The sequence below is a fragment of the Roseburia sp. 1XD42-34 genome (assembly GCF_009917385.1).
GTDB lineage: Bacteria > Bacillota > Bacilli > Bacillales > Amphibacillaceae > Virgibacillus.
Window position 1 is genome coordinate 1 of the sequence record NZ_QWLJ01000043.1, and the last position, 26,653, is coordinate 26,653.

General features: G+C 36.9%; 20 protein-coding genes, 14 tRNA genes and 1 rRNA gene. 28 read left to right on the top strand and 7 right to left on the bottom strand.

The features are described 5' to 3' along the window. The first annotated feature begins 94 nt into the window (after nt 1-94). From rrf to plsY, 19 genes are all read left to right on the top strand, one after another. Nucleotides 95-210 (top strand): 5S ribosomal RNA (rrf, locus tag D1839_RS17105). A 23-nt stretch (nt 211-233) separates the two neighbouring features. Beyond that, nucleotides 234-308: transfer RNA gene (locus tag D1839_RS17110), tRNA-Asn, on the top strand. A 2-nt stretch (nt 309-310) separates the two neighbouring features. Then, nucleotides 311-402, top strand: a tRNA-Ser gene (locus D1839_RS17115). A 21-nt stretch (nt 403-423) separates the two neighbouring features. Then, nucleotides 424-498, top strand: a tRNA-Glu gene (locus D1839_RS17120). A 5-nt stretch (nt 499-503) separates the two neighbouring features. Then, nucleotides 504-579 (top strand) — tRNA-Val (locus D1839_RS17125). A gap of 83 nt (nt 580-662) precedes the next feature. Continuing rightward, nucleotides 663-739: transfer RNA gene (locus D1839_RS17130), tRNA-Met, on the top strand. 24 nt (nt 740-763) lie between these two features. Next, a tRNA-Asp gene (locus tag D1839_RS17135) sits at nt 764-840 on the top strand. 37 nt (nt 841-877) lie between these two features. Then, a tRNA-Phe gene (locus D1839_RS17140) sits at nt 878-953 on the top strand. 18 nt (nt 954-971) lie between these two features. Further along, a tRNA-Tyr gene (locus D1839_RS17145) sits at nt 972-1,056 on the top strand. A gap of 12 nt (nt 1,057-1,068) precedes the next feature. After that, a tRNA-Trp gene (locus D1839_RS17150) sits at nt 1,069-1,142 on the top strand. 10 nt (nt 1,143-1,152) lie between these two features. Then, nucleotides 1,153-1,225 (top strand) — tRNA-His (locus D1839_RS17155). A 12-nt stretch (nt 1,226-1,237) separates the two neighbouring features. Then, nucleotides 1,238-1,312, top strand: a tRNA-Gln gene (locus D1839_RS17160). A 4-nt stretch (nt 1,313-1,316) separates the two neighbouring features. After that, nucleotides 1,317-1,391: transfer RNA gene (locus D1839_RS17165), tRNA-Gly, on the top strand. Between the two features lie 14 nt (nt 1,392-1,405). Continuing rightward, nucleotides 1,406-1,479 (top strand) — tRNA-Cys (locus D1839_RS17170). 9 nt (nt 1,480-1,488) lie between these two features. After that, nucleotides 1,489-1,573: transfer RNA gene (locus D1839_RS17175), tRNA-Leu, on the top strand. A gap of 296 nt (nt 1,574-1,869) precedes the next feature. Further along, nucleotides 1,870-2,076 carry a beta-eliminating lyase-related protein gene (locus tag D1839_RS21140; protein WP_199690359.1) on the top strand — a complete coding sequence of 69 codons (207 nt, stop codon included), beginning with the start codon at nt 1,870-1,872 and terminating at the stop codon, nt 2,074-2,076. Further along, on the top strand, nt 2,031-2,522 hold the full coding sequence (locus tag D1839_RS20520) for a beta-eliminating lyase-related protein (RefSeq protein ID WP_330585578.1): 492 nt from the start codon (nt 2,031-2,033) through the stop codon (nt 2,520-2,522). Before D1839_RS21140 ends, D1839_RS20520 begins: the two co-directional genes overlap by 46 nt. Nucleotides 2,523-2,900: 378 nt before the next feature. Further along, a complete protein-coding gene (locus D1839_RS17185; protein WP_120381045.1) occupies nt 2,901-4,184 on the top strand; it encodes an MFS transporter in 1,284 nt (427 codons plus the stop codon). Between the two features lie 691 nt (nt 4,185-4,875). Then, the gene (gene plsY, locus D1839_RS17190; RefSeq protein WP_120381046.1) at nt 4,876-5,502 is read left to right on the top strand and encodes a glycerol-3-phosphate 1-O-acyltransferase PlsY; all 627 of its coding nucleotides are present in this window, start codon (nt 4,876-4,878) and stop codon (nt 5,500-5,502) included. Nucleotides 5,503-5,605: 103 nt separating this feature from the next. Here plsY and D1839_RS17195 read toward each other — a convergent pair whose 3' ends face one another. Further along, on the bottom strand, nt 5,606-6,373 hold the full coding sequence (locus D1839_RS17195) for an AraC family transcriptional regulator (protein ID WP_199690363.1): 768 nt from the start codon (nt 6,371-6,373) through the stop codon (nt 5,606-5,608). A gap of 171 nt (nt 6,374-6,544) precedes the next feature. Here D1839_RS17195 and D1839_RS17200 point away from each other — a divergent pair, with 171 nt between their 5' ends. From D1839_RS17200 to D1839_RS17240, 9 genes are all read left to right on the top strand, one after another. Then, nucleotides 6,545-7,573, top strand: coding sequence for a Gfo/Idh/MocA family protein (locus D1839_RS17200; RefSeq protein ID WP_120381048.1), 1,029 nt, complete (start codon nt 6,545-6,547; stop codon nt 7,571-7,573). Between the two features lie 30 nt (nt 7,574-7,603). Next, nucleotides 7,604-8,323 carry a ThuA domain-containing protein gene (locus D1839_RS17205; RefSeq protein WP_120381049.1) on the top strand — a complete coding sequence of 240 codons (720 nt, stop codon included), beginning with the start codon at nt 7,604-7,606 and terminating at the stop codon, nt 8,321-8,323. Nucleotides 8,324-8,355: 32 nt separating this feature from the next. Further along, nucleotides 8,356-9,390, top strand: coding sequence for a Gfo/Idh/MocA family protein (locus D1839_RS17210; RefSeq protein WP_120381050.1), 1,035 nt, complete (start codon nt 8,356-8,358; stop codon nt 9,388-9,390). A gap of 297 nt (nt 9,391-9,687) precedes the next feature. Beyond that, entirely contained in the window at nt 9,688-10,656 is a 969-nt protein-coding gene (locus tag D1839_RS17215) for a sugar phosphate isomerase/epimerase family protein (RefSeq protein ID WP_120381051.1), read from the top strand. Between the two features lie 404 nt (nt 10,657-11,060). Beyond that, nucleotides 11,061-12,275, top strand: coding sequence for a YecA family protein (locus D1839_RS17220; protein ID WP_120381052.1), 1,215 nt, complete (start codon nt 11,061-11,063; stop codon nt 12,273-12,275). 271 nt (nt 12,276-12,546) lie between these two features. Beyond that, entirely contained in the window at nt 12,547-13,740 is a 1,194-nt protein-coding gene (locus tag D1839_RS17225) for a DUF4317 domain-containing protein (RefSeq protein ID WP_120381053.1), read from the top strand. A gap of 629 nt (nt 13,741-14,369) precedes the next feature. Then, complete coding sequence (locus D1839_RS17230) at nt 14,370-14,918, top strand: GNAT family N-acetyltransferase (RefSeq protein ID WP_120381054.1); 549 nt, start codon at nt 14,370-14,372, stop codon at nt 14,916-14,918. A 1,132-nt stretch (nt 14,919-16,050) separates the two neighbouring features. Then, nucleotides 16,051-17,466: a polysaccharide deacetylase family protein gene (locus D1839_RS17235; RefSeq protein WP_120381055.1), complete on the top strand. Its 1,416-nt coding sequence runs from the start codon at nt 16,051-16,053 to the stop codon at nt 17,464-17,466. A 182-nt stretch (nt 17,467-17,648) separates the two neighbouring features. After that, on the top strand, nt 17,649-18,521 hold the full coding sequence (locus tag D1839_RS17240) for a metallophosphoesterase (RefSeq protein WP_199690364.1): 873 nt from the start codon (nt 17,649-17,651) through the stop codon (nt 18,519-18,521). Between the two features lie 209 nt (nt 18,522-18,730). Here D1839_RS17240 and D1839_RS17245 read toward each other — a convergent pair whose 3' ends face one another. From D1839_RS17245 to D1839_RS17270, 6 genes are all read right to left on the bottom strand, one after another. Further along, entirely contained in the window at nt 18,731-19,225 is a 495-nt protein-coding gene (locus D1839_RS17245; RefSeq protein ID WP_120381056.1) for a DUF7878 domain-containing protein, read from the bottom strand. Nucleotides 19,226-19,433: 208 nt separating this feature from the next. Then, a complete protein-coding gene (locus tag D1839_RS17250; protein WP_199690378.1) occupies nt 19,434-19,949 on the bottom strand; it encodes an isochorismatase family protein in 516 nt (171 codons plus the stop codon). A gap of 678 nt (nt 19,950-20,627) precedes the next feature. After that, a complete protein-coding gene (gene cydC / locus D1839_RS17255) occupies nt 20,628-22,379 on the bottom strand; it encodes a thiol reductant ABC exporter subunit CydC (protein WP_120381057.1) in 1,752 nt (583 codons plus the stop codon). Further along, nucleotides 22,376-24,112 carry a thiol reductant ABC exporter subunit CydD gene (cydD, locus tag D1839_RS17260; protein WP_199690371.1) on the bottom strand — a complete coding sequence of 579 codons (1,737 nt, stop codon included), beginning with the start codon at nt 24,110-24,112 and terminating at the stop codon, nt 22,376-22,378. Before cydD ends, cydC begins: the two co-directional genes overlap by 4 nt. Beyond that, complete coding sequence (gene cydB / locus D1839_RS17265) at nt 24,112-25,131, bottom strand: cytochrome d ubiquinol oxidase subunit II (protein WP_120381058.1); 1,020 nt, start codon at nt 25,129-25,131, stop codon at nt 24,112-24,114. The genes cydD and cydB overlap by 1 nt, the downstream gene beginning before the upstream one ends. Continuing rightward, nucleotides 25,112-26,515, bottom strand: coding sequence for a cytochrome ubiquinol oxidase subunit I (locus D1839_RS17270; protein WP_120381059.1), 1,404 nt, complete (start codon nt 26,513-26,515; stop codon nt 25,112-25,114). Before D1839_RS17270 ends, cydB begins: the two co-directional genes overlap by 20 nt. Nucleotides 26,516-26,653 lie beyond the last annotated feature (138 nt).

Here is a 26,653-nt window from a genome sequence, read left to right on the forward strand (position 1 = left end):
ATTGATTTTTTTCAACAAAAATCTTGATTTTTTCTCAAAAACGCTTATAATAAGGTTTGTGCCTATTTTTTAGCACACAACGACAGAAACTTTGTCTGGTAGTAATGGCGGAGAGGTCACACCTGTTCCCATGCCGAACACAGAAGTTAAGCTCTCCAGCGCCGATGGTAGTTGGGGCTTTGCCCCTGCAAGAGTAGGACGCCGCCAGGCATTGTAATTCTAATTGGTATCATTCCACAGTAGCTCAGTGGTAGAGCAATCGGCTGTTAACCGATCGGTCGTAGGTTCGAATCCTACCTGTGGAGCCAATGGAGAGCTGTCCGAGTGGCCGAAGGAGCACGATTGGAAATCGTGTAGGCCGTTACCGCGGCCTCGAGGGTTCGAATCCCTCGCTCTCCGCCACTATTATGTAAATTTCATATTGGCCCGTTGGTCAAGCGGTTAAGACACCGCCCTTTCACGGCGGTAACACGGGTTCGAATCCCGTACGGGTCACCATTTCAGGAGGATTAGCTCAGCTGGGAGAGCACTTGCCTTACAAGCAAGGGGTCGCAGGTTCGAGCCCTGCATCCTCCACCAGTAGGGAATAGTCTAAAACGCTTGAAACTTCATTTTGTATCTTATATACTGTCTTATAGGCGGTTTAGTGGATATAATTATATCGCGGGGTGGAGCAGTCTGGTAGCTCGTTGGGCTCATAACCCAAAGGTCGTAGGTTCAAATCCTGCCCCCGCAACCAATCTTATTATAAGATAGATGTTTTGGTCCGGTAGTTCAGTTGGTTAGAATGCCTGCCTGTCACGCAGGAGGTCGCGGGTTCGAGTCCCGTCCGGACCGCCACTTTAAAATGAGTTTGACTTTTATACATAAAACAAATGGCTCGATAGCTCAGTCGGTAGAGCAAGGGACTGAAAATCCCTGTGTCGGCGGTTCGATTCCGTCTCGAGCCACCATTTTTGTTTCAACATAGTGGAGGGGTAGCGAAGTGGCTAAACGCGGCGGACTGTAAATCCGCTCCCTCAGGGTTCGGGAGTTCGAATCTCTCCCCCTCCACCATTTTTTGCATATAGGGGTATAGTTTAATGGTAAAACGAAGGTCTCCAAAACCTTTGATGTGGGTTCGATTCCTACTACCCCTGCCAACTAAATATGGCGGCCGTGGCGAAGTGGTTAACGCACCGGATTGTGGCTCCGGCATACGTGGGTTCGATCCCCACCGGTCGCCCTTTTTGTATATTGGGCCATAGCCAAGCGGTAAGGCATCGGGTTTTGATCCCGTGTACCCTAGGTTCGAATCCTAGTGGCCCAGCCATTAAGCGGAAGTAGTTCAGTGGTAGAACACCACCTTGCCAAGGTGGGGGTCGCGGGTTCGAATCCCGTCTTCCGCTCCAATTCTATATTTAATGGCGGTATAGCCAAGTGGTAAGGCAGAGGTCTGCAAAACCTTTATCACCGGTTCAAATCCGGTTACCGCCTCCAATATACTATGCCGGTGTGGCGGAATTGGCAGACGCGCGGGATTCAAAATCCCGTTCCCTCTTTGGGAGTGTCGGTTCGACCCCGACCACCGGTATTTTTAATGTTGATATGACGATGTTCTAACTGAGTTTATTCGTTAGGATTTCGTTTTTTTTGCGTTGTATATAACATAGTACGTGCAAAATATTCAGTAAATTATTACAATTCCTTGAGTGGCAATCCATTAGTAAAAAGTATTGAGATGTATAATTATAAAACAAGTAACAAGCCTAAAAATGCTTATGATCGATTGGTTTACATAATAACTGCAGATCAAGACAGAAATGCAATTATTAGGTTTTTGGATAATGTGAAAAAGACTAAAATAACTATTAGTGAGGAGGCAGGCCATTGATAGAACTAAGAAGTGATACTTTTACATTACCTTCAAGAGAAATGCTCGAATCTATATTAGAAACAAAGTTGGGTGATAATGTTTACAATGAAGATACAGCGAAGAAAGTGATATTTTCATATATGAAGCTGGCGGGGCGTCTGGAAGTGGTGGTGTTATTTATGAACCAATTACAACAAATGAAAAAGGTGAAATGGATTTAGCAAAAATAGAAGCAAAATTAAACCTTGATTTTTCCGATCCACAATATGCTAAAGAAACCCCTCACAATAGAATGGGAGGGATACACTTTTTTTTAGAATATCTAAAGGAATTGTATAGTATCTCAAGGAGATTTGGTGTACTTATACATATGGATGGGGCTAGAATTTTTAATGCAGCAATTTCTTTAGATATTGAAGCTTCAGAAATAAGTCAGTATGCTGATTCAATACAATTTTGTTTGTCAAAAGGGCTTGGTGCACCTATAGGGTCTCTTGTAGTGGGAAAAAAGAAGTTCATTAATAAAATATATTATCATAGAAAAATGTTGGCAGGGGGAATGAGGCAATCTGGTATTATTGCTGCTCCAGGAATCTATGCATTAAATAATAGAATTGATAGACTGAAAGAAGATCATGAGAATGCATTTTATTTTGCAAAAAAATAAGTAATATAAAAGGCATAAGATGTGATATTAAAAAAGTAAAGACAAATACTGTTATATTTAATCTGAAAAATGAATATATTAATGTTAACGATTTTATCAAAAAAGCATAGGAAAAGGGCTTAAATATCAGTGAGATTGGAAATCATAATCTAAGAGTTGTAACCTATTATAGTATTACTAAAAAGATACTTGAAGATGCGGTTGAAAAAATTAAAGAAGTACTTAAAGAATATGAATAAAATCTTTGGTTGAATTTACAAAAGCCACCTACTGATAATGGTATCTATACATATTTGTAGGTTTTATTTTTTAAATTTTTTTTATCTTATAAATATGGTAGTATTATTATACATTTAATCTTAGGAACGGAGGGGGTTTATGGGTAATTCAAGCATTCTTACGCCACTAAAGGACAAAAGATTTAGACGATTTTATTCAATGCAATTGCTTTCAGACTTGGGAAATTGGTTGGATTTTACTCTTTTGATTCTTCTAATCAGCTATCAATGGGGACTAGGTGAAATTGCGGTTGCATCATATATTATTGTATATGGTCTTCCTTGGATTATTATTGGTCCATTTGCAAGTGTTTTTGTTGATAGATGGTCAAAAAAGAAGGTCTTTATAGTAACATTATCTTTGAGAATATTAGTTGTATTATCATATATAATTGCCCCCAATATTTACATTTTATTAACATTAGTTTTTATTAAGGGTATTTTAGCCTCACTCTTTGATCCAGCTAGACAAGTGACCATAAAAATCCTTATTGAAGCTATACATCTTTCTAAAGCTGTAGCATTAACTCAGCTTTCACTAAATTCAATGAAAGTTATTGGGCCATCTTTAAGTGGGCTTCTTGTTGCCATTATTGGCTTTAAAACTACACTAATAATAGAAGCATTACTATTTTTATTTGCTTTACTTTTTGCCTTGGCAATAAAAATCCCTAGCCAGAATAATGAAAATGAATCTTCACCTATGCAAAAGGCAAAAAAATCTAAATTTATAGATGAACTAAAAGAAGGATTTAGTTACATAATCAAAAATAAAAAGTTATTATTAACTATAATTACAACTGCTTTATCGTTTTTTATTATTTTTCTTTATGATGGACTAATTGTTTTCCTCTCTCAAGATATAGGATTAAGTGAAGCCCATTTTGGTTTTTTAATTTCTTTTGTAGGATTTGGGGCTATAACTGGTTCTTTGTTATTAGGACAGTTTTCTTTCTGGAAACCTAAACCCCTTACAACAGTTTTATTAAGTTTTCTAGGTTCTGGGATTGTAATCTTCCTAATGGGCGTGGGGGCATATTTTCCAAAATATTTTCCCGTCTTTGTTTTCTTTATTTTTGCTATAATAATTGGTGCATTAAATGGAACCCAAAATGTTGGATATGGTTTTATTTTACAAAAGGAAACGCCTAGTTATATGCTTGGTAGAGTAAGTTCTGTTGCACAAGGCTTGCAAAACTTTACGATGCTAAGTGCTCCTTTAATAGGAGCTTTTATTTCTAGATTGTCAAATGTGAATGCAGTCTTTATTTTAGCAGGTACATTAGCAATTGTTATATCCACAATAGTATTATTTATTACAAAAATTAGAGATTATGATTCCAATAGTAAAGAAGAACTTTATCAACATCAAAGCAATATATAGTACCAGGGATTATAACATTTTAACAATTTTAATAATATATAGAATTGTGGTATAATAAAATCTCTAAATAAGTAACCAATAATAAATAAAATTAAATACAAAATGTGAGGACTTGCAATACACAAATTTTGCTTAAAAATGAATATAAGTGTAACAAAAGGTAACAAGAATAAATAATAAAATAAACCACGAGAAATCAATGTTCTTAAAAAGTGAGCTTAACAATTGAAATACGGATTAACCTCCTAAATTTGGACAAAACTACTCTTAACTAACTTACAATTAGAAATTCGCTATTTTCATGAATTACCTACACTTTGTCCTTCTAGGATTATAGCCAATACTACCACTCCACCAAGGGGGAAGGCTTTGCCCTTCACTACGCTTCGCCCTTGATTCCATGCCAACATTGACATGTTTTAAGGCAGTACAGAAGCAAGAAAAATTGAGCGGGGGAATAAACCCGTATTTTATATATATCTTCTTCTCTTTATTTAACTCATAAAATCATTTGGTGCTAAGTCATCAATGCTTGAATGAATGCATGATGATTGTAAATAGTTCATGAAGTTTGTAATCGCTTTATATACTTCTCCATAGGTTGCAAACTCGAATCGGGACATTTTACATCTTGAGTGAATATTTGCATAGGTCATAAACTGAAATTTTAAAAAACAAAAAGGAGAGAGAAATGACTAATATCATACTGCTATTTTCGTCCTTAGCTTCCGGCTATCTTTTAGGTAGCCTTAACTCTGCTGTGATGGTTGGCAAAATATATGGAAAGGACATAAGGAGCTGTGGAAGTAGAAACGCCGGGCTTACCAATACTCTGAGGGTATTAGGTAAAACTGCTGCAGTATTTGTTCTTGTCGGAGATATATTAAAGGGAGTAATAGCCTGCTTTATAGGTCTGATTTTCTTTGAAGTTTACTTTTATACGGGAGAGGCTCAAGATAATGTAAGCCTTTTAATCGCGGGATTAGGAGCAGCTATTGGGCATAACTGGCCTTTATTTTTTAAATTTAAAGGAGGTAAGGGAGCATTAACATCAGTGTCTGTAATGTTTGTGGTTGATTGGGTTATGGCTCTTTTATGTCTTGTTTTTTTTATATTAATAGTAGCTTTCACACGGTATGTATCTTTAGGAACAATTAGTGCTACTGGGTTTATTGCGGTTGTTTCATTTATTCCGGTTTTTGGACATACTTTTTATTTTAATATATTTGTCTGTTTAATGGCTGCCATGATTATTATGAAACACAGGGAAAATATACAAAGGTTACTTTCAGGAAGAGAAAATAAACTCATATTTTGATTTTAATGGTAGTGGAATTATCATTCTTGGTTGTTTAACATTTACCAAAAATTAAAAATATGAGCCTTTGGATTATGTTAAGTGAATTTAATTAACAAGCAATTCAACTCGTCTTCCGATAAACCCCAGGAGATACGCCGTACACTTTTTTAAAAACACGGTGGAAATACGGATATGCTCCGAATCCACAGTTTTCAGCGATATGTTCCAATGTCATGTTCGTGTACTTCATTTGATCAATAGCAGCACCTAGACGAATTTCCTGTGCATATTCGATCATCGTTTTATTAGTGTATTGCTTAAATAAATGCACAGAGCGAGAGACGCTTAATTCGGCATGGTTAGCGACGTCATCAACAGTAAAGCCAGTTGTAGCATTTTCTTCAATATAGCGCATCATTTTTGTTACAACAAAGGGCCTTGAATGGGCAGCTTGATCTTTTATTGCTCGTTCAATTAAAAGACAAAGGCTGCGCAATAAATAATCCATTAGTTCATCATTTTTATCAGAAATAGGTCTGCGTTTTTCTGCAACTAAATACCTCCACAAAGAAACAATTTTATCTGTTAAGTCAATTTTTATGTTAGCTGGTTTGTTAAAGCAATCCCACCACTCATTTACCCATTCACCAGAAAAAAGAATGTGATAGTCGCCACTTGTTTGACCGCCTTCAATCGATAATTGATAGTATTCTCCAGGAGCAACAAGGATAAGGTCTCCTTTCTCTAAATGTATTTTTTTGTTTTTTACTACTGCTTGGCTAACACCTTCTGTCTGAAGGCGAAATAAATACGACTCGGGTCCGTTTTCATGTGTCGAAAAGTAGCCATTTGTATGATAGGCGTAACCACAATACCTGATTTTTATCATCATATCACTCATTTCGTAGCAAAATAGTCCATGTTTCTATTATATCGTTGATACCCAATTTAGAACAGGTAAGATAAGATGAATATAGATATAATATTTATCCATATCTACTATATTTATAATTAGATAGGCAATTTGGTTATTTTAATGGTCTATGAAGGAGTGGTTTAATTGAAACTATTACGTGTAGGCATCATTGGGTGCGGAAATATTTTTCCCATGCATGCCCAATCTGTTTTGGAAAGAGATGATGCAGAAATAGTTGCTGTTTGTGATAGTAAAGAAGACAGAGTGAATGCGAAGGCTGAGAAACATCAGTGTGCAGCTTATACCAATTATTTGGAAATGCTTAAAGTAGAAGACTTGGATGTCGTTCATATTTGCTTACCCCATCATTTGCATGCACCTGTGGCAATCGAGGCTGCCAAGCGGAAAATTCACATCCTTACCGAAAAGCCGATGTCAATTAGCTATGCAGATGCTGTTGCCATGGTTGAGGCTGCAGAAGAAAACAATGTGACTCTAGGTGTTATTTTTCAAAACCGTTATAACCCAGGTTCGCGTTTAATTAAAGAAATGTTAATGAATGGAGAATTAGGAGCTATTAAGTCTGGCAAACTATCTGTTACTTGGGATCGTTCGGATGCTTACTATCAAAATAGTGATTGGAAAGGAACTTGGGAAATGGAAGGTGGAGGCGTTATTATCGATCAAGCCATCCATACGATGGACCTTATGCGTTGGTTTGTAGATAGTGAAATAAAGTACGTAGATGCCAATATTAGTAATCGAGCACATGAGATAATAGAAGTGGAAGATGCGGCCGAAGGGGTTATTGCTTATCAAAATGGAGTTGTGACTGCTTTTCATGCTATCAACTATTATTCATACGATGCTCCGGTTGAGATCGAGCTTCACTGTGAACATGGAATTGCGAAAATGATTGCCGATAAAGCGCATATTAAGCTTTATGATGGTAGAGAATTTATTGCGGATAACAATCCCCAAGAGACATTTCACTATGATTCTGGGGCAAAGGGTTATTGGGGTGTTAGCCATGTGAAGCAAATAAATAATTTCTATAATTCTATTCGTGATCACACAGCCCCTGAAATCACTGGTGAAGAGGCATTAAAAACGCAAAAAATGATTGCTGCGGTTTACGAATCCGGAAGAAAAAAAGCACGCGTGACTTTTTAAAGCAATTTTAAAAACCAAGGAGGAAATGATATGCAAGTTGTTGTTTGGAATGAAAATCGTCATGAAAAAACAAATCCAGTCGTAGCGAATATTTATCCTGAAGGTATCCACGGAGCAATTGCTGCGTTTTTAAAAGAAGATGAAATCGAAGTGAAAACAGCAACCTTAGATGAAGCAGAGCACGGGCTGACAGAAGAAGTTTTACAGCAAACAGATGTCCTTGTCTGGTGGGGGCATCAGGCGCATGATGAAGTGGAAGATCGAATTGTTGAAAAAGTTTATCAACGAGTGTTGGAAGGTATGGGGCTAGTTGTCTTGCATTCAGCTCATTTTTCTAAGATTTTTAAGAAATTAATGGGTACAACTTGTGATCTGAAATGGCGTGAAGCAGATGACAAAGAGCGCTTATGGGTAGTAGACCCAAGTCATCCAATTACAGAAGGTTTAGGGGAATACATTGAATTAGAGAAGGAAGAAATGTACGGGGAGCATTTTGATATTCCTGCACCGGATCAATTAATTTTTCTAAGCTGGTTTGAAGGTGGCGAAGTTTTCCGTAGTGGTGCAACGTATCAACGTGGGAAGGGGAGGATCTTTTATTTCCGACCTGGTCATGAAACATATCCTACTTACTATAACAAAGAAATTCAGACGGTAATTAAAAATGGTGTGAAGTGGGTCAGCCCTGCTAGTACACCAACACCCACGTATGGAAATGTGAAAGCGCTTGAAGATATTACGAAAAAATAACTTGGTGAGAATGAAAACAAGGAGTGGAAACGATGGAAAAGTTACGTGTAGCCGTTATTGGATGTGGTAGCATTGCTAAGCACAGACATTTGGTAGAATATAAACAGCACAACCAAGCTAATATTGTCGCAGTTTGCGACATTGTCGAAGCAAGAGCAAAAGAAATGGCAGCAAAATATGGTGGTACAGCCTATACCGATTACCGCACATTATTAAATAGTGAGCGAGTAGATGCTGTTAGTGTTTGCCTGCCAAACTATTTACATGCGCCAGTCAGTATTGACGCATTAAATGCTGGCTGTCATGTTCTTTGTGAAAAACCAATGGCAACGTCCCAACAAGAAGCAGAAGATATGATTCGTGCTGCTAAAGCCAACCGTAAAAAATTAATGATAGGCCATAATCAACGTTTTGTTGCTTCGCATATAAAAGCAAAAGAACTAATTGCCAAAGGAGAACTAGGCAAAATTTATAGTTTTCGCACAACGTTTGGACATGGAGGGCCTGAAGCATGGAGCGCTGATGGCGCAGAAAGCTGGTTCTTTAAAAAAGAGCAAGCTTTTATCGGGGCAATGGGAGATTTGGGTGTTCATAAAGCGGACTTACTTCGCTATCTATTAGGCGAAGAGTTTACAGAAGTGTCAGCGATTGTTGAAACGAACGCGAAAGCAAACGCCACTGTAGATGATAATGCTGTTTGTATATTAAAATCAGTAAGTGGTGCCATTGGTACATTAACTGCAAGCTGGGCGTATAACACAACAGAAGATAATTCCACCATCATCTATGGAGAAAAAGCCGTATTGCGTATAGAAGATGATCCAAATTATGGTTTGATTGTCCAATACCCTAATGGAGATGCGGTTAATTATCAGCTTGGTAAGATTCAGTCAAATGATGCTGGTGGACAAACAACGACACATGTTATTGATCATTTCATCACTTCGATCATAGAGGATAAAGAACCGCTCATAAATGGAGAAGAAGGTATGAAATCACTAAATATCATTCTCGCTGCCCTTGAATCAAGCAAAACAAAGCAATTAATTCAGATTGCAACGAAGTAGCTTTATCCCGTTTATATGGTGCTGTACGTCTTCCACTTTAGGAGTAGGATAATTCTGCACTCACACAAGTCTACGTGGTAAATAACAGCACCTAAATGCTTATTTCGTAAGAGAAACTTAGCTCAATACCATTACAGTGTTAGCAAGACGTGAGGATGTTTGAAAAGTGGGAACTTTTTATGGTGATATGCTTCCTTGAGGTGTATGAGTAAGCGGGGGGAGGAGAATGAAAAGGCTCACGATGGAAGATTTGCTTAATTGTACTGTGAGATATTATTAAAAACGGAGGATAATTTTATGAAACTAGGTGTGTTTACTGTACTATTATCGGATAAATCATTTGAAGAGATGTTACGTTACGTGCAAAAAGCTGGGTTAAAAGCTGTTGAAATTGGAACAGGTGGTTACCCTGGCAATGCGCATTGTAATTTAGATAAGCTGTTGGAAAGTGAGACAAAGCGCAAGGAATATTTGGAAAAAGTACATGAACACGGTCTTACGATTAGTGCTTTTAGTTGCCATGGTAATCCGCTATCTCCGGATGCGGCCTTTGCTCAAGAGTCCCATGACACTTTTGTTAAAACGGTTAAATTAGCGAGTTTAATGGGTGTACCGGTTGTCAATACATTTTCCGGCACACCAGGTGATTCAGATGGAGCAAAATACCCAAATTGGCCAGTTACACCTTGGCCAAATGAATATAGCGATGTCCTTAAATGGCAATGGGATGAAAAGTTAATTCCTTATTGGAAAGCACAAGGGGAGTTTGCTAAACAACACGATGTGAAAATTGGTTTAGAGCTTCATGCAGGTTTTTTAGTGCATACACCATATACGATGTTGAAACTCCGCGAAGCAACGAACGATGCTATTGGTGCTAACTTAGATCCAAGTCATTTGTGGTGGCAAGGAATTGACCCAGTAGCTGCTATAAAAATTCTAGGTAAAGCGAATGCAATTCACCATTTTCACGCCAAAGATACGTATATTGATCAGGAAAATGTGAATATGTATGGTTTAACGGATATGCAGCCGTATTCAAATGTGAAAACAAGAGCATGGACGTTCCGTTCCGTTGGATATGGACACAGCGTTCAGGAGTGGTCCAATATTATTAGTGCCCTTAGAACATACGACTACGATTATGTTGTTAGTATTGAGCATGAAGATCCTATTATGTCCATGGAAGAAGGTTTGCAAAAAGCGATTCGAAATTTAAATGGCGTGATGATTGAAGAAGCACCAGTTGATATGTGGTGGATATAAATAGTTTACGTGAGCAAAACTGTGTAAGGGAGAGCATTTAGACGCTCTTATTACGCAGTTTCTTTTGTACGGAGTAAAAGTGGCAATCCATCTAATCTACTGTAAAAGGTTGGCTATATTGGCTGTCGAGGTCTGAATTAGTTTACAATTTATCCCGTACATTAGGTTGTAAAACCCCAACTTTAAGAGTTGGATAATCTATACAGCAACAAGTCTAAGGTAGATAACAGCACGTAAATGACCCTAGTTCGTAAGCGTCCTTTAAGTTATACCATTACGTTACTAACAAGCCGTGGGGGATGAAGGAGCCCTCCTACTGATTAAAGGTTCACTTTATCTCTTAGTTATTTTTATTGGATACTTGTACCTCATCATTTATAATGAAAAATGAAGAGGTGTATGTAATGAATAAAGAAGATATAAATATAGAGCATGTATTTGAGGAATTTGAAAGAATAGAAATAGAAAGATTAAAAAAGCAATCTAAAAAACAATGGCAGGAAATTCTTTTTCCATTGACATTGCATGATGCGCTGAACAGATATACAAAGGCTGAGTTAGACACGATTAGAAAAAAGCTAGATATAAAAAATGCAAGCAGCTTGAAGAAAGCTGAGCTCACTCAAGTTTTAGAACAAAATATTCCTGAACATCTAAAGAGGTTAATATTTTTATGGGATATCGACCGGTTTAAAGTACTGCTGAATATCGCGGAAAATGGTGGGAAAATAATTGCGCCAGATTTAGATTCTGATCAAATGGAATATCTGCGTCGTTCAGGTTTGGTATACACGGGAACTTGGGAAGGAAATAGAGTTTTAACTGTGCCCGAAGAAATACTTGCTCCTATTACTGCTTTGAAACATGATATCAACGTGAGAGCGACCATAAAGCGAAATACAAAGTGGATTAAGCTTACACGTGGCTTATTATATTATTATGGAGTATTAAACGTACATCAGATGATTCATATGGTCGAAAAATATATGAAGGAAGACATTGATTTTAAAGCCTTTGTAGATGTTATTGCAGACTCGATACATTTTTGTCCTGAGATTGTTATGGATATGGATGGTTTCTCACATATTGACGTCTTGGAACCGAAAGAAGTAAAGCAAGAACAGAAAATGAGAGAAAGTGTGCCTTTCTATCCGTTTACAGAACAACAACTTCTTGAAGCCGGTGAACCAGAATTTGTGGATAGAAATGCTAGTTATCAGCAGCTCGTTCATTTTCTGACACGAAATTATGAAATGGATAAAGCAGATGCGGATGCTATTGTGGAAGAGTGTGTACATGCAATTAAATCGGGCGAGGGTCCAGGCGATGTTTTGACATACTTATCTGTTGTTTTAGAGTTGGATAGTGAACAAGCGGTGAGAGCATTAATGGATAGAGTTATTCATCTGATGAATAACACGAGGGAATGGTTCCTTAAAGGACATGCATCCCATGAATTATTGGAAATAGAAAAAAGTCCATTGCCAACTTCTAAGCTCCATTCAAGTGCTGATCAAAAGTCTCATTCCAGTTCTAGTCAAAAGGTTGTGAAGATCGGTAGAAACCAACCATGCCCTTGTGGAAGCGGGAAAAAGTATAAAAAATGCTGCGGGAGATAAAGTGTAAAAGTCCAATATAAGCTAGCATAAACAAATAATCTGCTAAATAAAGTTTTGAGTAATAGGTAGATGGACTATTCATAATAAAAAACAAAAACTCTCACAAATGTTGTGCTAATACATGTTTGTGAGAGTTTTTTGCTTGTAAAGAAGGTAACGAGTTAGAACCAAATTTTTCAGTATATGCAAACATACGAAATAGCATCTATGGTAAGATGGAAAGTGCATATCTGAATATATATCTGATTACCAACATAGGAGTGGAACGAGATTGAATAAGAAAGACATCGCAAATATTCGCAAGCAATTCAAATTGAATAATGATCTATTAAAAATCAATGAAATTTTTAATGTATATATTATGAAAGAATCGAGTGAGGTTTATCACCACCAAAGTACGCCATTTGAATTATTAGAAGATGAACAGAAAGAACTCTTCATGGCTAATTTTAAAAAAGTATTAACTGGGCAACTTGACCAGAAATTATTTGAGTTAAAGTTTCAGCGAGAGGCAGAGGATAATAGTCAGCTCATTTTGCATCAAGCACTATTAAGCAATGATATGGAAGAATGGAAGGGACATATGCTACAACTGGTAGAAAAAATGCTAAAGGATAAGCAATATGAAATGGATATTGTTGTAACGTTTATTCGTGGCGAATATATGAAACCGATGAAACGACAGAGTGAAGAAGCAGAAGAAAGTGAACGAGATACGGTATACTCGCACTCATTTATTTTATGCAGTATGAACAAAACGCAAGATCCGAAGAAAGAACTGTTATTTGATTATGTGGAAAAAGAGTTTAAATATAATATTGTCGTCGATCCGATTATTAACTTGAAAGCACCGATATCGGGATTTTTATTCCCTTGCTTTACGGATAACGCTGCAGATGTGAACCGTGTTCTTTATTCAGCAGGGAAAGCGAATGAATTAAATTATCACTTCATTGAAGAAGTGCTTAATGCTGAGGAAATAATGACTGCAGAAGAAGATAAAATTGTTTTTGAGGAGATCGTGAAAAAAGTAGCAGGAGAGCGCATTAATACGTCAACTCTTTCCAATGTTTACGATGAGATCTACCATGTTATCGAAGAAAGTGAAGAGGAGGAGGAAGTACCGAAACTAGACTATAAAGATGTAGAAAGAGTGCTAAAAAGCAGTGGTGTAAAAGATGTCGATACGGAAAAGGTAGAAGAGGCATTTAAGACAGTCATTGATGATGAAAAATACGAGTTAAAAGCAAATAATATCGTGCCAAAACCTACTACTAAATCGATTAAAATAAAGACAAAAATAGCGGATATTTCTATTAGTCCACAAGACCTAAGATATGTGCGTCAAATTCATTTCGGAGGAAAATTAAGCCTTATGATTGAAGTTGAAGAAAATACGATGATTGAAGGATTTGAATTGATTCCAGAAGTGTTATTTGAAAAAGTGGAGAATGAAGAGGATTAATTACAAAAACGGTAGGAAGTGTAATTTGTTACAGTAACCAAATATGTTTCATAGCCTGAGAAAGTCTTCCATTATCACGCTGATATTTTTAACCAATGCAGAGCATGTTTTATTACATGCGAGATAACTAGTGTTTTTTTGCTAAATAGACTTAGATTAGAGCGGAGGAGTGTCAAGACCAAAGTTGATACAAAAGGTCTAAGTGAGAGAAAACGGCAACTAAATGCTGATTCGTTTTAGGACCTTTAGGTCATACCCTTCTATGTACTAATATTCAGTAGGGGAGGGAAGAAAACTCCTACTGAATGAAGTTTCACTTTATTAGGGATAAAAGATAAACAAGTAGAAGTATGGGATATAAAAGAAGAACTCACGAAATTATTGGCAGAGCTTAATATAAAAGTTGAAAAGCAAACATGTTCATCCTGTAAAGGGAAAAAAAGCGTGAGTGCAGCTACCGAAAGCAGTTGATCCAAGGGTCAAAACTATTCAATACATCCGTGAAGGTTTACTTAGGCTGATTGCATATTCAATAGTTTGTAATATAATGTTAATTAAGCAATTCTAGACAGATGGAGGAAAGCAAAATGGGCGATGTTTAATAAACGAACAGACAAGGGGAGGTTTTTTTGAATTACAACCAACAAATAAAAATATTGACGACAAATCGGCTAAATTTAAGATTGTTTCAAAAAGCAGATGCGCCAGAGGTCACCAAGCTTTGCAATAACTACAATATCTATAAGCATACATTGAATTTACCTTATCCTTACTCTATCGAGGATGCTATAACTTGGATAGAACATCAATATGAAAGATTTCAAAATAATAAATTATATGAATTTGCAATAACGGATAAAACTACAGGTAGATTATACGGTTCCATAGCATTATCGAACAATCAAAGATTTCTTCATGGAGAATTAGCCTATTGGATTGGTGAAGAGTATTGGGGGAATGGGTTTGCTTCAGAAGCAGCAAAAGCCGTATTAAAATTAGCTTTTACCGAAAAGCAATATCATAAAGTATTTGCTCGTTGCTTTCCGACAAATCCAGCTTCGGAGAAAGTTTTGCAAAAAATTGGCATGGAAAAAGAAGGAGTGTTAAAGGAACACGTGAAGAAAGAAGATCGCTTTGAAGATCTCGTATATTATGGAGTGATTAATAGAAATGGATAACTGTTCTAACAGGTTGCTCCCTGTTCTAGAAATGTTAAGTGGGGGATTGGAACCACATTGAAGATTCACTTATGTACGAACCAATTATAAAGCTTTAGTAACTATTGGCTTGGTACGTTTTTCAATTCCATTTGGTGATGTATAAAGTACATGTTTATTTATACAAAATTTTTCAAACTCTTGAATTATAGTTGGGTTTAGTATGCAGCTTTGGAAAGGTTAATATAGAACTAGCAGAAAATGCGTTTTTTACTATAAACATTATTTCGTAAAAAATCTTCTTGCATTTATCATCATAAGATGATAAAGTATTAAACCTTTTAAAATGGAATAAGCACTTGCGATGATGAGAAGAGTAAACAAATATATTTGCAGAGTTTATATGGCGACATCTAAATAACTGGTCGGGGCATCGCAAATAGAGAATTTCTGAATCTTGACCTCAAGGTTATAGTCTTTGAGGGCGGGATTTTTTTTGCGCTTTAAAACGCGAGATGGTGTCTGGTTTTCCAAGCTGTAAGAAGGTAATTAAGTTGTAACCACTGGTGGAAGAAGCCTTTATACATATATAAGGTGTTGTATGGTCCCTCTGCTTGAGCCAATGTTGATTATTTTAACAACAACTACAATAGGTGTTTGGTGCACCATTTTTTTAATCATTGTTCGAATTATTATTTGACCAAATTGCTTTTGACACAGTTTCTAATAAGGTTTGTAGATTTGGATATTGTTTGTTCTATTCTGATAAGCTAGTTAATGAAAAGAACACTACAGCTTGCGAAGGTATGATTACCCTGCTTTTATAGTATCAATACATATCAACATGATAAAAGGCTTTTTCTGGGAACTTGATTCATAGGGGAAAGGGAAGCCACTGTAATATTAAGGTTTCTATCTACTATTGTTAGTATTGCTATCAGCTTTAAGGATGTTCATTTATGTGGCGGAAAAGCCAGCTCGAGTAACCACTCTTTGTAACATATTCGTATTTTTTTGAAACATAAACGAAATAAATGTAATACACTTGTAATAAAAAAGGTGGTTATGTATAATAAAAAAATGTTCAACTACTTTTTTAGATGAGAAAGGAAGAATTGAAGTGATTAAGCGCATTAAATTACCTTGATGGATTTTGCTGTTTGTATTAATTCTATTAATTAGTACAGGAATTAATAGATTAATACAAATTCCTAATAAACTAGTAAATCATCAAGCTAATATAAAAGCTGAGCGGGTTAAAGAGAACGAAAGCAATAGTAAATACCCAGATATTCAGCTGAAAACTTTTTCACAAGAAACAGATGCATATACTTATTCAATTAGTAAGCCGGAAACCAGAAGTGAAAAAATTAATTCTACGATTGCCAAATGGATTAAAGGTCAAAAAGAGGCATTTTTAAAAACTGTTAGCTTAAGTAAAAGAATAAAAGAAGTGGCTCATCTAAATATTCAATTAGAAACCAATCGTATTACAGAGGATTATTATAGTTTAGTTTTCCGTACTTACGTCATTCATGGAGCTGCAAATGAACGGGAAATGGTAAAAGTTTTTAATTTTGATGTAAAAAAAGCACCATTTTTAACCATTAATGATATATTACACCTTGATGAGAAACACCTTGATGAAATAAAAGAAATGATCTGGGAAGAATTACAGGAGAATAAGGAATTATTGCCATATTTAAATAAAAGGCAAACAAATGAAGTGCTGCAAGAACTGGAGGAGTGGCAATGGTCGATTGATCGAAAGGGTTTAACACTATACTGGGATGAGTATGAATTAGCAGAAGGATATGCTGGGACGGTTGAAATCAGTGTTCCAATTAAAAAGATATATGTTTTTTTACAAGATCATATGGATTCATATTTACAAATGTCGAAAGAGCAACAAGTAGAAAAGAAAAAAATCATTCAAGAAGAACACAGAAAAAAACTTACGAATGGAAAATATGTGGCATTGACATTCGATGATGGACCAAGTCCACAAGGCACTCCAAAAATATTGAAAACCCTGGAAAAATTCGATGCAAAGGCAACCTTTTTCATGTTAGGAAGTCAAGTAGATTATTATCCGGACCTTGCAAGAAAGGTGGTAGAAGAAGGACATGAAATTGCAAATCACACCAACAGTCACCCGAATTTATCCAAAATGAGTGATGCTATCATAAAAAAAGAGCTGGATTATACGAATGAAAAGATAAAAGAGGTGACTGGTATTAGCCCGAGTCTTATCCGCCCACCTTATGGAATTTATAATGATAATGTGATAAAGTATGCAAAAGAAAACAATCAATCTACTATACTTTGGTCTGTTGATTCACTAGATTGGAAGAATAGGAATGGATCGGCTATCCAAAAAATTGTACAAAATGAAATAACTCCTGGAGCAATTGTACTTTTGCATGATATCCACTCCACAACAGCAGATGCATTACCAAAACTGTTAAAAACATTAAAACAAGCAGGTTATCAATTTATCACCGTTTCACAGTTGCTTGATTGGAAAGGAAAAAATGGTATATCTCTGTATTATGGAAGCACGAAATAAAAATAACAGATAGTTAATTCCAGTATAGGGTGGATGGTAGAAGCTGTGATTTTAACACGTTTTTAGAAGTTAAAGAACATGATTGAGTGAAATAAATTCCTTTCTGTTTTAATAGAACGAAACAGCAGGTGGATAGCTCAAAATAATGATAAATTTAGCTCCTGAAGGGGGATGGAACAATCTTGTCAAACCAACCAATGAAAGAAAATCAACTACCTAATAGACACAATATAAGGAAAAAAAAGCTGATCATTTCTTTTGCTATTCTATTCATCCTTTCTCTTTGTATTAAAGCATATATGGATACAAATACGTTTAAAGTGAATAAGCTTCCATTTTACAGTGATAAAATCCCTGATGATAAAGCAGTAAACATTTTACAGATCACGGATGTGCATAATAAAGTGTTTGGAAAAAGTAATGAAGAATTGATTCAAACGATCAAAGATTTAAATGCGGATATAATTGTTATTACAGGAGACTTAATAGATAGAAAGACTACGGAGTTTAACGATATGTTTGCGTTCGTTGAAGAGCTTACGTCGGTACAGAAGCATGTTTACTTTGTTACTGGAAACCATGAATGGGAGAATCCAAGAAAGGAGGAATTTTTAAATGGACTTGAGGAACGACGGGTAACGATTTTAAACAATAAAAATAAACAATTAACGGTAAATCAGGTTCGTTTCAATCTTGTTGGGATTGACGATAGCGCTACGAATCATGATAATGTTAAGCAGGCTTTTGCTGGCGTGAATGACGAGTATTATACTGTATTACTTTCTCATTCACCTAATATCATAGAAAAAGAGAGCAGTCTAACTGCTGACTTGATAGTAAGTGGTCATACGCATGGTGGGCAGGTAAGACTTCCTTTTATTGGTGCACTTGTTTCACCTGATGAAGGTTTGTTTCCAACGTATGATAAAGGAACCTATTCTATTCAGCCAAAACAGTTCCTCTATATAGATAGTGGTCTAGGAACAAGCGTCGCACCAATACGATTCTTAAATCAGAGCCAAATTAGTATGATTAGGGTTTCTAAAAAATATTAATACAAAGGCAGTTATTATACCCATTCGATGTTGAAAAAAATATTAATCCATTCCTGCATGTAAGGCGCTTAAGTGTAAACGAGTTAAAAAGGAAAACAACCTTAAAATTAAACTCACTACCATACTTTACTTGTAATACTGATCGTCACGGGGGATAGAGCTAAAGCAGGTTCAAACGATGATATTAATCTTTTGAACCTGCTTATTATCTATGTTGCATCCGATTGTGTTTTCCATTCTACTATTCTGGCAGGAATATGTTTCATAAAATCTTTTAAGCGTATTTGAAAGTATGTCTCAATATCTACTTTAAGACGCTCTTCTAAGTCCATCCACTCTTTAGCTATATAATCTAACTCGAAATAATTTTCTAAGTCCTGCTGTTTCCAAATAGAATTTAGCTTAGCTTTATTTTCAAATGGGATTAAAGATAGAATTGCGCCGTCATCATATTCATCAAATTCAATAGTATAATAATGGAATTCCTGAATCATACGATACTTTTTAGTAGCATGTACCCAATCGGATAAATGCTTATAAAATTCTAGAATAGGAAGCTCTTCTTCATTAAAATATATTTCATTATTGATGTAGATGGTAACCGTTGCAGAAACATCTAGAATAGTCGAAACATCTTTCCGCTGTTTAAAAGAAATACAATCTTTATCACTAGTAAATGTATAGGTGAATGTAATTTTATCCATAGGAATCAACTTTCCTTGCTTATATATTTATCCTGCATGTAAGGTGTCGTAAGACTCCTACTTCAAAATCTTGTGTTGATACAAAAGGTCTAAGTGGGAGAAAATAACATAACTGCCCGATTCGTTTACGGACCTTTAGGTCATGCCCTTCTAGGTACTGGCATTCAGTAGGAGATGGAAGAAAACTCCTACTGAATGCATTTTCACTTTAGCGGTATAGGTCATGTGTAGGTTGAAACAAGTCTTCTTCTGCGTTTCGCACAATGGAAAAATGTTCTACATTGTAGTGTCCATGTAATGTTTTATTATGGTGGTCGATAATTTGTTTGGCGCTTAAAACCTCATTATCTGTTGTAGAATGACCATCGCCAACTAAAGTAACATCTAGTCCGTTTATCGTAGCTGTTCGGACAGTACTATCTATACAATGCTGTGTTTGGCACCCCATAATAACTACGTGTTCTGTTTTTTGATTTTTTAAATATTGGAGCAAATTCGTCCCGTGAAAGGCATTCGTTGCTCGCTTATCAAAAAAGTGGCTGCCCTTAGGCACATGAATCTGGTCATGGACATCAAATCCTTGTCCACTGCCTTTAGCAACATCCAAATCTCTTGCAAAAACAACCGGAACTCTTACTTGGATAGATTTGTCAATGACGAGGTTGATATTTTTAATCCGTTCATATTGATTGTATACAGCGCTTTCCTGCTCACTTCCATCAATTAGTTCTTTTGGGCATCAATGATTAATAATATTTGCTGCAAATAAATGGCTCCTTTTCGATGTAGGGCACATGGCGATTCAGAAGTGTTTACCCTCAAAGTTTCGTAGCAAGTTTGTTTTTCATAGTATCTTCTAAATAAAGGTTGTTCGTAAATTCGATTTGAATTTTCTTACAAAAATATTTTATCATACTTTTCATTATTATCAAATATAAATACGGGCAAAGGTTGATGTAATAAATATGTTCATAGCGTTCGTAGCAAAGGAAAACATGGAGACTCTAACACATTTTCTTCGTGCGATGTTTCACTGTTTCAGCTTTCCCTTTCCTGTGGGAATACGATAGTAGAAAAACTCAACACTTTTTTCAAAGAGTTGAGCACGTACCACACAGAAAGCGTTGTGTTTTTTCAGTAGCGGTCAACAAGAAACATTTTCGTCCTAGTTTACTTTCATAAATGCTGGAGAAAAATCATCATTTCTTAGCCAGATAACAAATGGTACAAGAAAGCACAGCATTCTTAACATGTCCTAAAAAAACGCCGTGGAAAACATAGTTCCCACGGCGTTTTTGGGTCAGTTATTTTTTAATGATGCTTTCCACGGCTTAAGTGCAACAGGCTTTGGTTACCTATAAAAAAACGGTGAAAAGTTAGGTTAAGAAGAACATAGCTGAACTTATATTTGCACCATTTTTCGAATCGATGGAGGTACGTCCAAATAATATAAATTCTGGTACCGTTGAAAAGTAGCTAACAATTCTTGATGCGAGCCTTGCATCTCAATATAGCCATCCTCCAAGAAAATAATTTCATCCATATGTTTCATTCCAGCTAAATGATGAGTGATCCAAATTACTGTTTTATTTTCTAGTGTCGAGAAAATAGTTGTTAACAAATCTGCTTCGGTTTTAGGATCTAAGCCTACCGTTGGTTCATCAAGTATAACAACAGGGGAACCTTTTAATAGAATTCTTGCTAAAGCTACGCGTTGTTGTTGACCGCCACTGAAGATTTGCCCCGATTCTTCCATCATGGTGTGATATCCTTTTGGTAAGCTTTTAATATAATCATGAAGCTGAACTTTTTTAGCCGCTTCGACAATGTCTTGGTCAGTAGCCTGTTGATTGCCAAGGCGGAGGTTATTAGCAATGGTCGTGTTAAATAAGTGTGGTCGCTGGTTTAATATCGACACCATGTCAAATAGTGAATCTCCATATGCGGTTGCATCAGTGCCGTTAAGAGTTACGGTTCCTTTTGTTGGGGCGTAGGACCCACAAATAAGCTGGACGATACTTGATTTTCCAACCCCGCTTTTTCCTAATAAAGCAATTCTTTTTCCTTGTGGTATGGAAATTGATACATCTTTTAAAACTTGCTTATCAAAAGCCGGATATTGAAAAGCCACCTGATCAAGCAGAATATTTACAGAACGAGGCACTGCTGATAACGAAGCGTTTGGCTTGGGAGTAACTTTTCCAGCCTCTGTTTCTTCAAGTGCTTCCAATCTGGAAATGGATTCGGTATATTCTGGAACTTGTTCTAATGCCTCAGAAACTGGTAAAAAAGCTTCAGCAATCGCTAGTGTAACCAGAACAAAAGCGGCAATTAATGTAACATGCATATTTCCTTCAGCAACCATCGTACTTGACCAGTAAACCATGGAAATCACCATCGCACCGATGATAAGCTGATTAAAGAGATCACGGATCTGTTGCTGGTTTTTAGTGCGCTTTTCCACCATAGCTACAGATTGGTCTTTCATTGTGTCCTGTTTCATAAAATCATTTGGTTTTCCAGCGATCATCCAATCTTTAATTCCAAGTAATCCATCTGTCAGGATATGATATTGATCATAGCGACCGTTCTTTATTAAAGCGGTTCGTTTTCGGCTGGACCATAGTGAAAGAATAGGAATGAATACAACGATAAAAAAGAGGTACACTGCCATCAGTAAAGCAAAAATAATATCAAACCATCCTAGACAAGCAACAACGATACCATACATGCCTAAAGCAGTAGTACTTGGTAAGATGGTTCGTATGAATAAGTCTTGTAAATGGTCGATGTCATCTGATAACACCCCTAGGATTCTGCCAGTTTGAAAGCGTGACTCAATAAAAGCTGCTTGCGGCTCGAGGGTTTTATAAAGGCGACTACGCATATTCGCTAATACTCGAAGGATCGTATTATGACTCGTTAAACGAGAAAGATAGTGAAATACGGCTCGGAAAATACCAAAAGCTCGAACGGACACAACGGGAATATAGACCATTAAAATATTTTCAGGTCTTAATGCGGATTTGGAAATTAAGTATCCAGATGTAAACATAAGCGCTGCACCACAGGCTAGAGCCAATAAACCTATAAGAATGCTGGCTAATAACCCTTTATAATGCATTTTTACATATGGGATGATCCAAGTTCTCATTGTACTCCCTCCAATTGTGACAGAACGAGCTGATAATACTCTCCTCTACGGAGCATTAATTCATGCGGTGTTCCTATTTCTACGACGATGCCATCTTTTAATACGATAATTCGGTCCATTTGTTCCATCCAATGGAGGCGATGGGTTGCAAAGAAGACTAATTTTCCTTTAAACAATGCAGTCATTGTCTGTTTCAATTCGTACTCTGTTTCAATATCTAAATGTGCAGTTGGCTCATCTAATAATAGGATGGGGCGATTGCCTAGAAAGGCTCGTGCTAAAGCTACACGTTGTTCTTGACCGCCACTTAGTGAACGGGATCCAGTGCCAATTTCTTGCTCTATTCCTTCAGGAAAAGAATGGATTAAATCGTCTAGTTCCGCAGCTTTTGCCGCTTGCCATACCTCTTCATCAGAAGCAGTTGGTTCGTAAAACCGAATATTATCAGCGATCGACTGACTAAAAATATACGGATGCTGTGGAATATACGTGATTTGGCGTTGCCATGCTTCACTGTTTAAGGTGTTTAAAATTTGCTGATTGACTCGGAAGCTCCCTTGACTTGGTGTTAAAAATCCGCCTAATATATCAATTAGAGTAGATTTTCCTGCACCGCTAGCGCCTACAATACCAATTTTTTCAAAGCCGTTTACTTGCAAGGAAACATTGCTTAAAGCCTGTAGTCCGTTATCATCATGGGAATGACTAACAGAGGATAGCTTTAGCTTACTATTGTTTGCCCAGTTAAGCGTATTTGCAAGAATGGGATTACATGCCGGAGAGGGCTCAGCTAAAATCGTATGAATTGCTTTCGCCGCTTCCTGACCATTTAACGTCGCGTGATAATCTGCTCCAACCTCTTTCAGCGGCAGGAAAAACTCAGGGGCTAAAATTAAGACGACTAACGCAACGTCTAATAATAGGTTTCCCTCAATAAGTCGTAGCCCTAAACCTACGGCAACAGAGGCTACCGATAACATCGTAAAAAAGTCAAGCGCAAAAGAAGAGAGAAATGCGATCCGTAATGTTCCAATGGTTGATTTTCGGTATTCATCACTTACTTTTTTAATGGTGTTTCCATGTGATTTGCTTTTGCCTAGATATTTCAAGGTTTCCAAACCACGTAAAGAATCAATAAAATGATTGGATAGTAGGTGATACGAATGCCATTGTCGTTCCATTTTCTTTTTTGCAGCTAATCCTAAGAGAATCATAAATACGATAATAATAGGGACCGTAAAAAATAAAATGACGCTTGATAGTTTATCTTGAAAAAAAACATAGATGAGTACCATTGGTGGAATGACGCAGGCTGCCACCATTTTAGGAATAATCAATTCTAAATACGTACGTAACTGCGTTGCACCTTCCATCGCCAAATTTACTAATTTGGCAGTTCCTTGTTTATTGGTGTAGCTTGGACCAAGCTCGAATAGCTTGGTCATTAGTTGTTTTCTTGTTTCAACGCGGGTTTTTTCTGCAAACTGAAAGGTTATTTTTTTCTTCAGTGTACTCATCAGATATCTCATGGCAAATGCTAACAGAAAAAGAGCGCCTAATGTCCACGTTGTTTGAAATATTTCCCCACTAAATAAGCGAAATAACCATTCTGCTAACCATGTTGCTTGTAAAATAATCGCGACTGCTTCAACGATTGTAATGGCTACGACGATTCCCAGCGTGAGCTTTACACCTTTGTACGTCCATAAATGATTTTGTATCATCTTTTTCATTAGTATTCTAAATGCTCCTCTTCTTTAACACGTTTTCGGAACACATAATAACTCCATATTTGATAACCAAGTACAAAAGGTATTAATGTTACTGCTACGATGGTCATAACTTTTAAAGAATATGGCCCTGAAGCAGCATTATGAATCGTTAAATCGAACGCATGATTAATACTGCTTACCATTACTCGTGGGAATAAACCGACGAATACGGATGTTACTGTTAGCGCAATCGTTAATCCAGTCATCGTAAATGCCCAGCCATCACGGCTTTTGAGTGCAAAACTTCTAGCAAAAATAACCGCAACCACGATCAGTGCGAAAATCGGGATTAATACAGCACCTCTTACTTCGAAAATATCTGTGTAAAAATAGGATGCCACTACAAACGCGACTAAAGCAATACCAACAGCATAGACCACTTTTTTTGCAGTTTCACGAGCTCTATGTTGCAAGTCCCCGGTTGTCTTCAAGGTGATAAAGAAGAGACCATGCAAGAAACAAAGCAACGTAATTGCTATGGCGCCAATCAATGTATATGGTGTAATATAGTCAAATAAAGAAGCATAAATATTCATCTCACTATCAATTGGTAAGCCTGCCATCAATGCAGCGAACACGACTCCCCATAGAAATGGATTTAGCAAACTGCTAATAAAGATCGTCCAATCCCAAGTGTCGCGCCACTTGGGGTGTTCTAGTTTACTTCTAAATTCAAATGCTACACCTCGACCGATGAGCAGTAGCAGCATAATTACGAGCGGCATGTACAAGCCACTGAATAAAGTGGCATACCAATGTGGGAATGCTGCAAACATAGCCCCACCTGCTGTGATGAGCCAAACTTCATTTCCATCCCAAACAGGTCCAATCGTATTGATTAATACACGGCGCTCACCAGGTGTTTTGGCAACAAATCGCATCGCCATGCCAACACCAAAATCAAAGCCTTCTAAGAATAAAAACCCGACGAATAGGACAGCGATTAAAATAAACCATACCTCATTTAGCATAAGAACCATACCCTTCCTCTCCAAAAGGATCTGTTGTTAGTTTGACATCTTTTTCTTCTTCAACAGGACCTTTTTTGATTACTCGAACGAATAAGTAAGCCATCACAATAGCAAGGATTAAATAGATCGCACTAAATGAGATTAGTGAGAAAAGCACTTGCCCAGCCGTTACGTTTGGTGACACAGCATCTTGTGTTTGCATATGCCCAAAAACAACCCAAGGTTGCCTACCAATTTCCGTCATAATCCAGCCGGCGGTACCGCCAATGAATGGTAGTGAAATAGCCCAAATCATGATTTTTAAATATTTGCTGCTTTGTTCCAGTTTTTTCCGTTTAGATAGGTATGCCCCATAAAGTCCTAATAAAATCATCAGTCCACCAGTGAAAACCATAATCCGGAAACTCCAAAATGTTGTTTTTACCGGAGGAATATAATCTCCTTCTCCATACAGTTCTTCATATTTAGCTTGAATGGATTTCATTCCTTCTACACTTCCGCTAAATTCACTATAGGAAAGGTAACTGAGGATATATGGAATATTAACCTCAAATGAATTTTCCTGATTATCGGAATCAATATTTGCAAACATAGTCCACGCGGCTGGATCACCACTATCTTCCCATAATCCCTCTGCAGCAGCCATTTTCATAGGCTGTGTTTCCACTAGGAATTGAGATTGTGCGTGCCCAGTGAAAGCAATACCAAAACCAGAAATAATGGCGACAATTAATGCAATATTAAATGATTTTTTAAAGAAGGCAGTGTCTTGTTTTTTTAACAATTTCCATGCGCTTACACCAGTGATTAAAAACGCACCTGTGGCTAATGAGCCAAATACGGTATGTGGGAATTCGACCCATACTTGCCCGCTCGTGATTAATGCAAGGAAATCATTCATCTCAGCCCGTCCATTATTAACTTCAAACCCTACTGGGTACTGCATAAACGAGTTAGCAACCAATATCCAAAAAGCAGAAATAATTGTTCCAATAGATACGAGCCAAATACACATTAAATGCACTTTCTTAGATAGACGCTTCCAACCAAAGATCCACAACCCAATAAAGGTGGATTCCATAAAGAAAGCGAGCAGCGCTTCCACAGCAAGTGGGGCCCCAAAAACGTCCCCAACAAAGCGAGAGTAGTTCGACCAATTCATCCCGAATTGGAATTCTTGTAAAATACCAGTAACGACTCCAACAGCAAAGTTAATAAGAAATAAATGTCCCCAAAACTTCGCCATTTTTTTGTATTGCTCTTTACCTTTTACAACATATAATGTCTCCATAAGTGCAATTAAAAAGACGAGGCCAATGGATAAAGGCACAAAAATAAAGTGAAAAATGGTGGTTGATGCGAATTGAATTCGCGATAACGTAATAACGTCCATAAGTTTCTCCTTCCTCCCATTCTATGTGGGGTATAGCTTTTTCAACGAGTTTCATACAAGATAGATGAGTAGTCAGATATGTTTATTGTTGGCATGTTCAAATGACTGAAGTCAGTAAGTTTAGGTGCTTTTACTGCC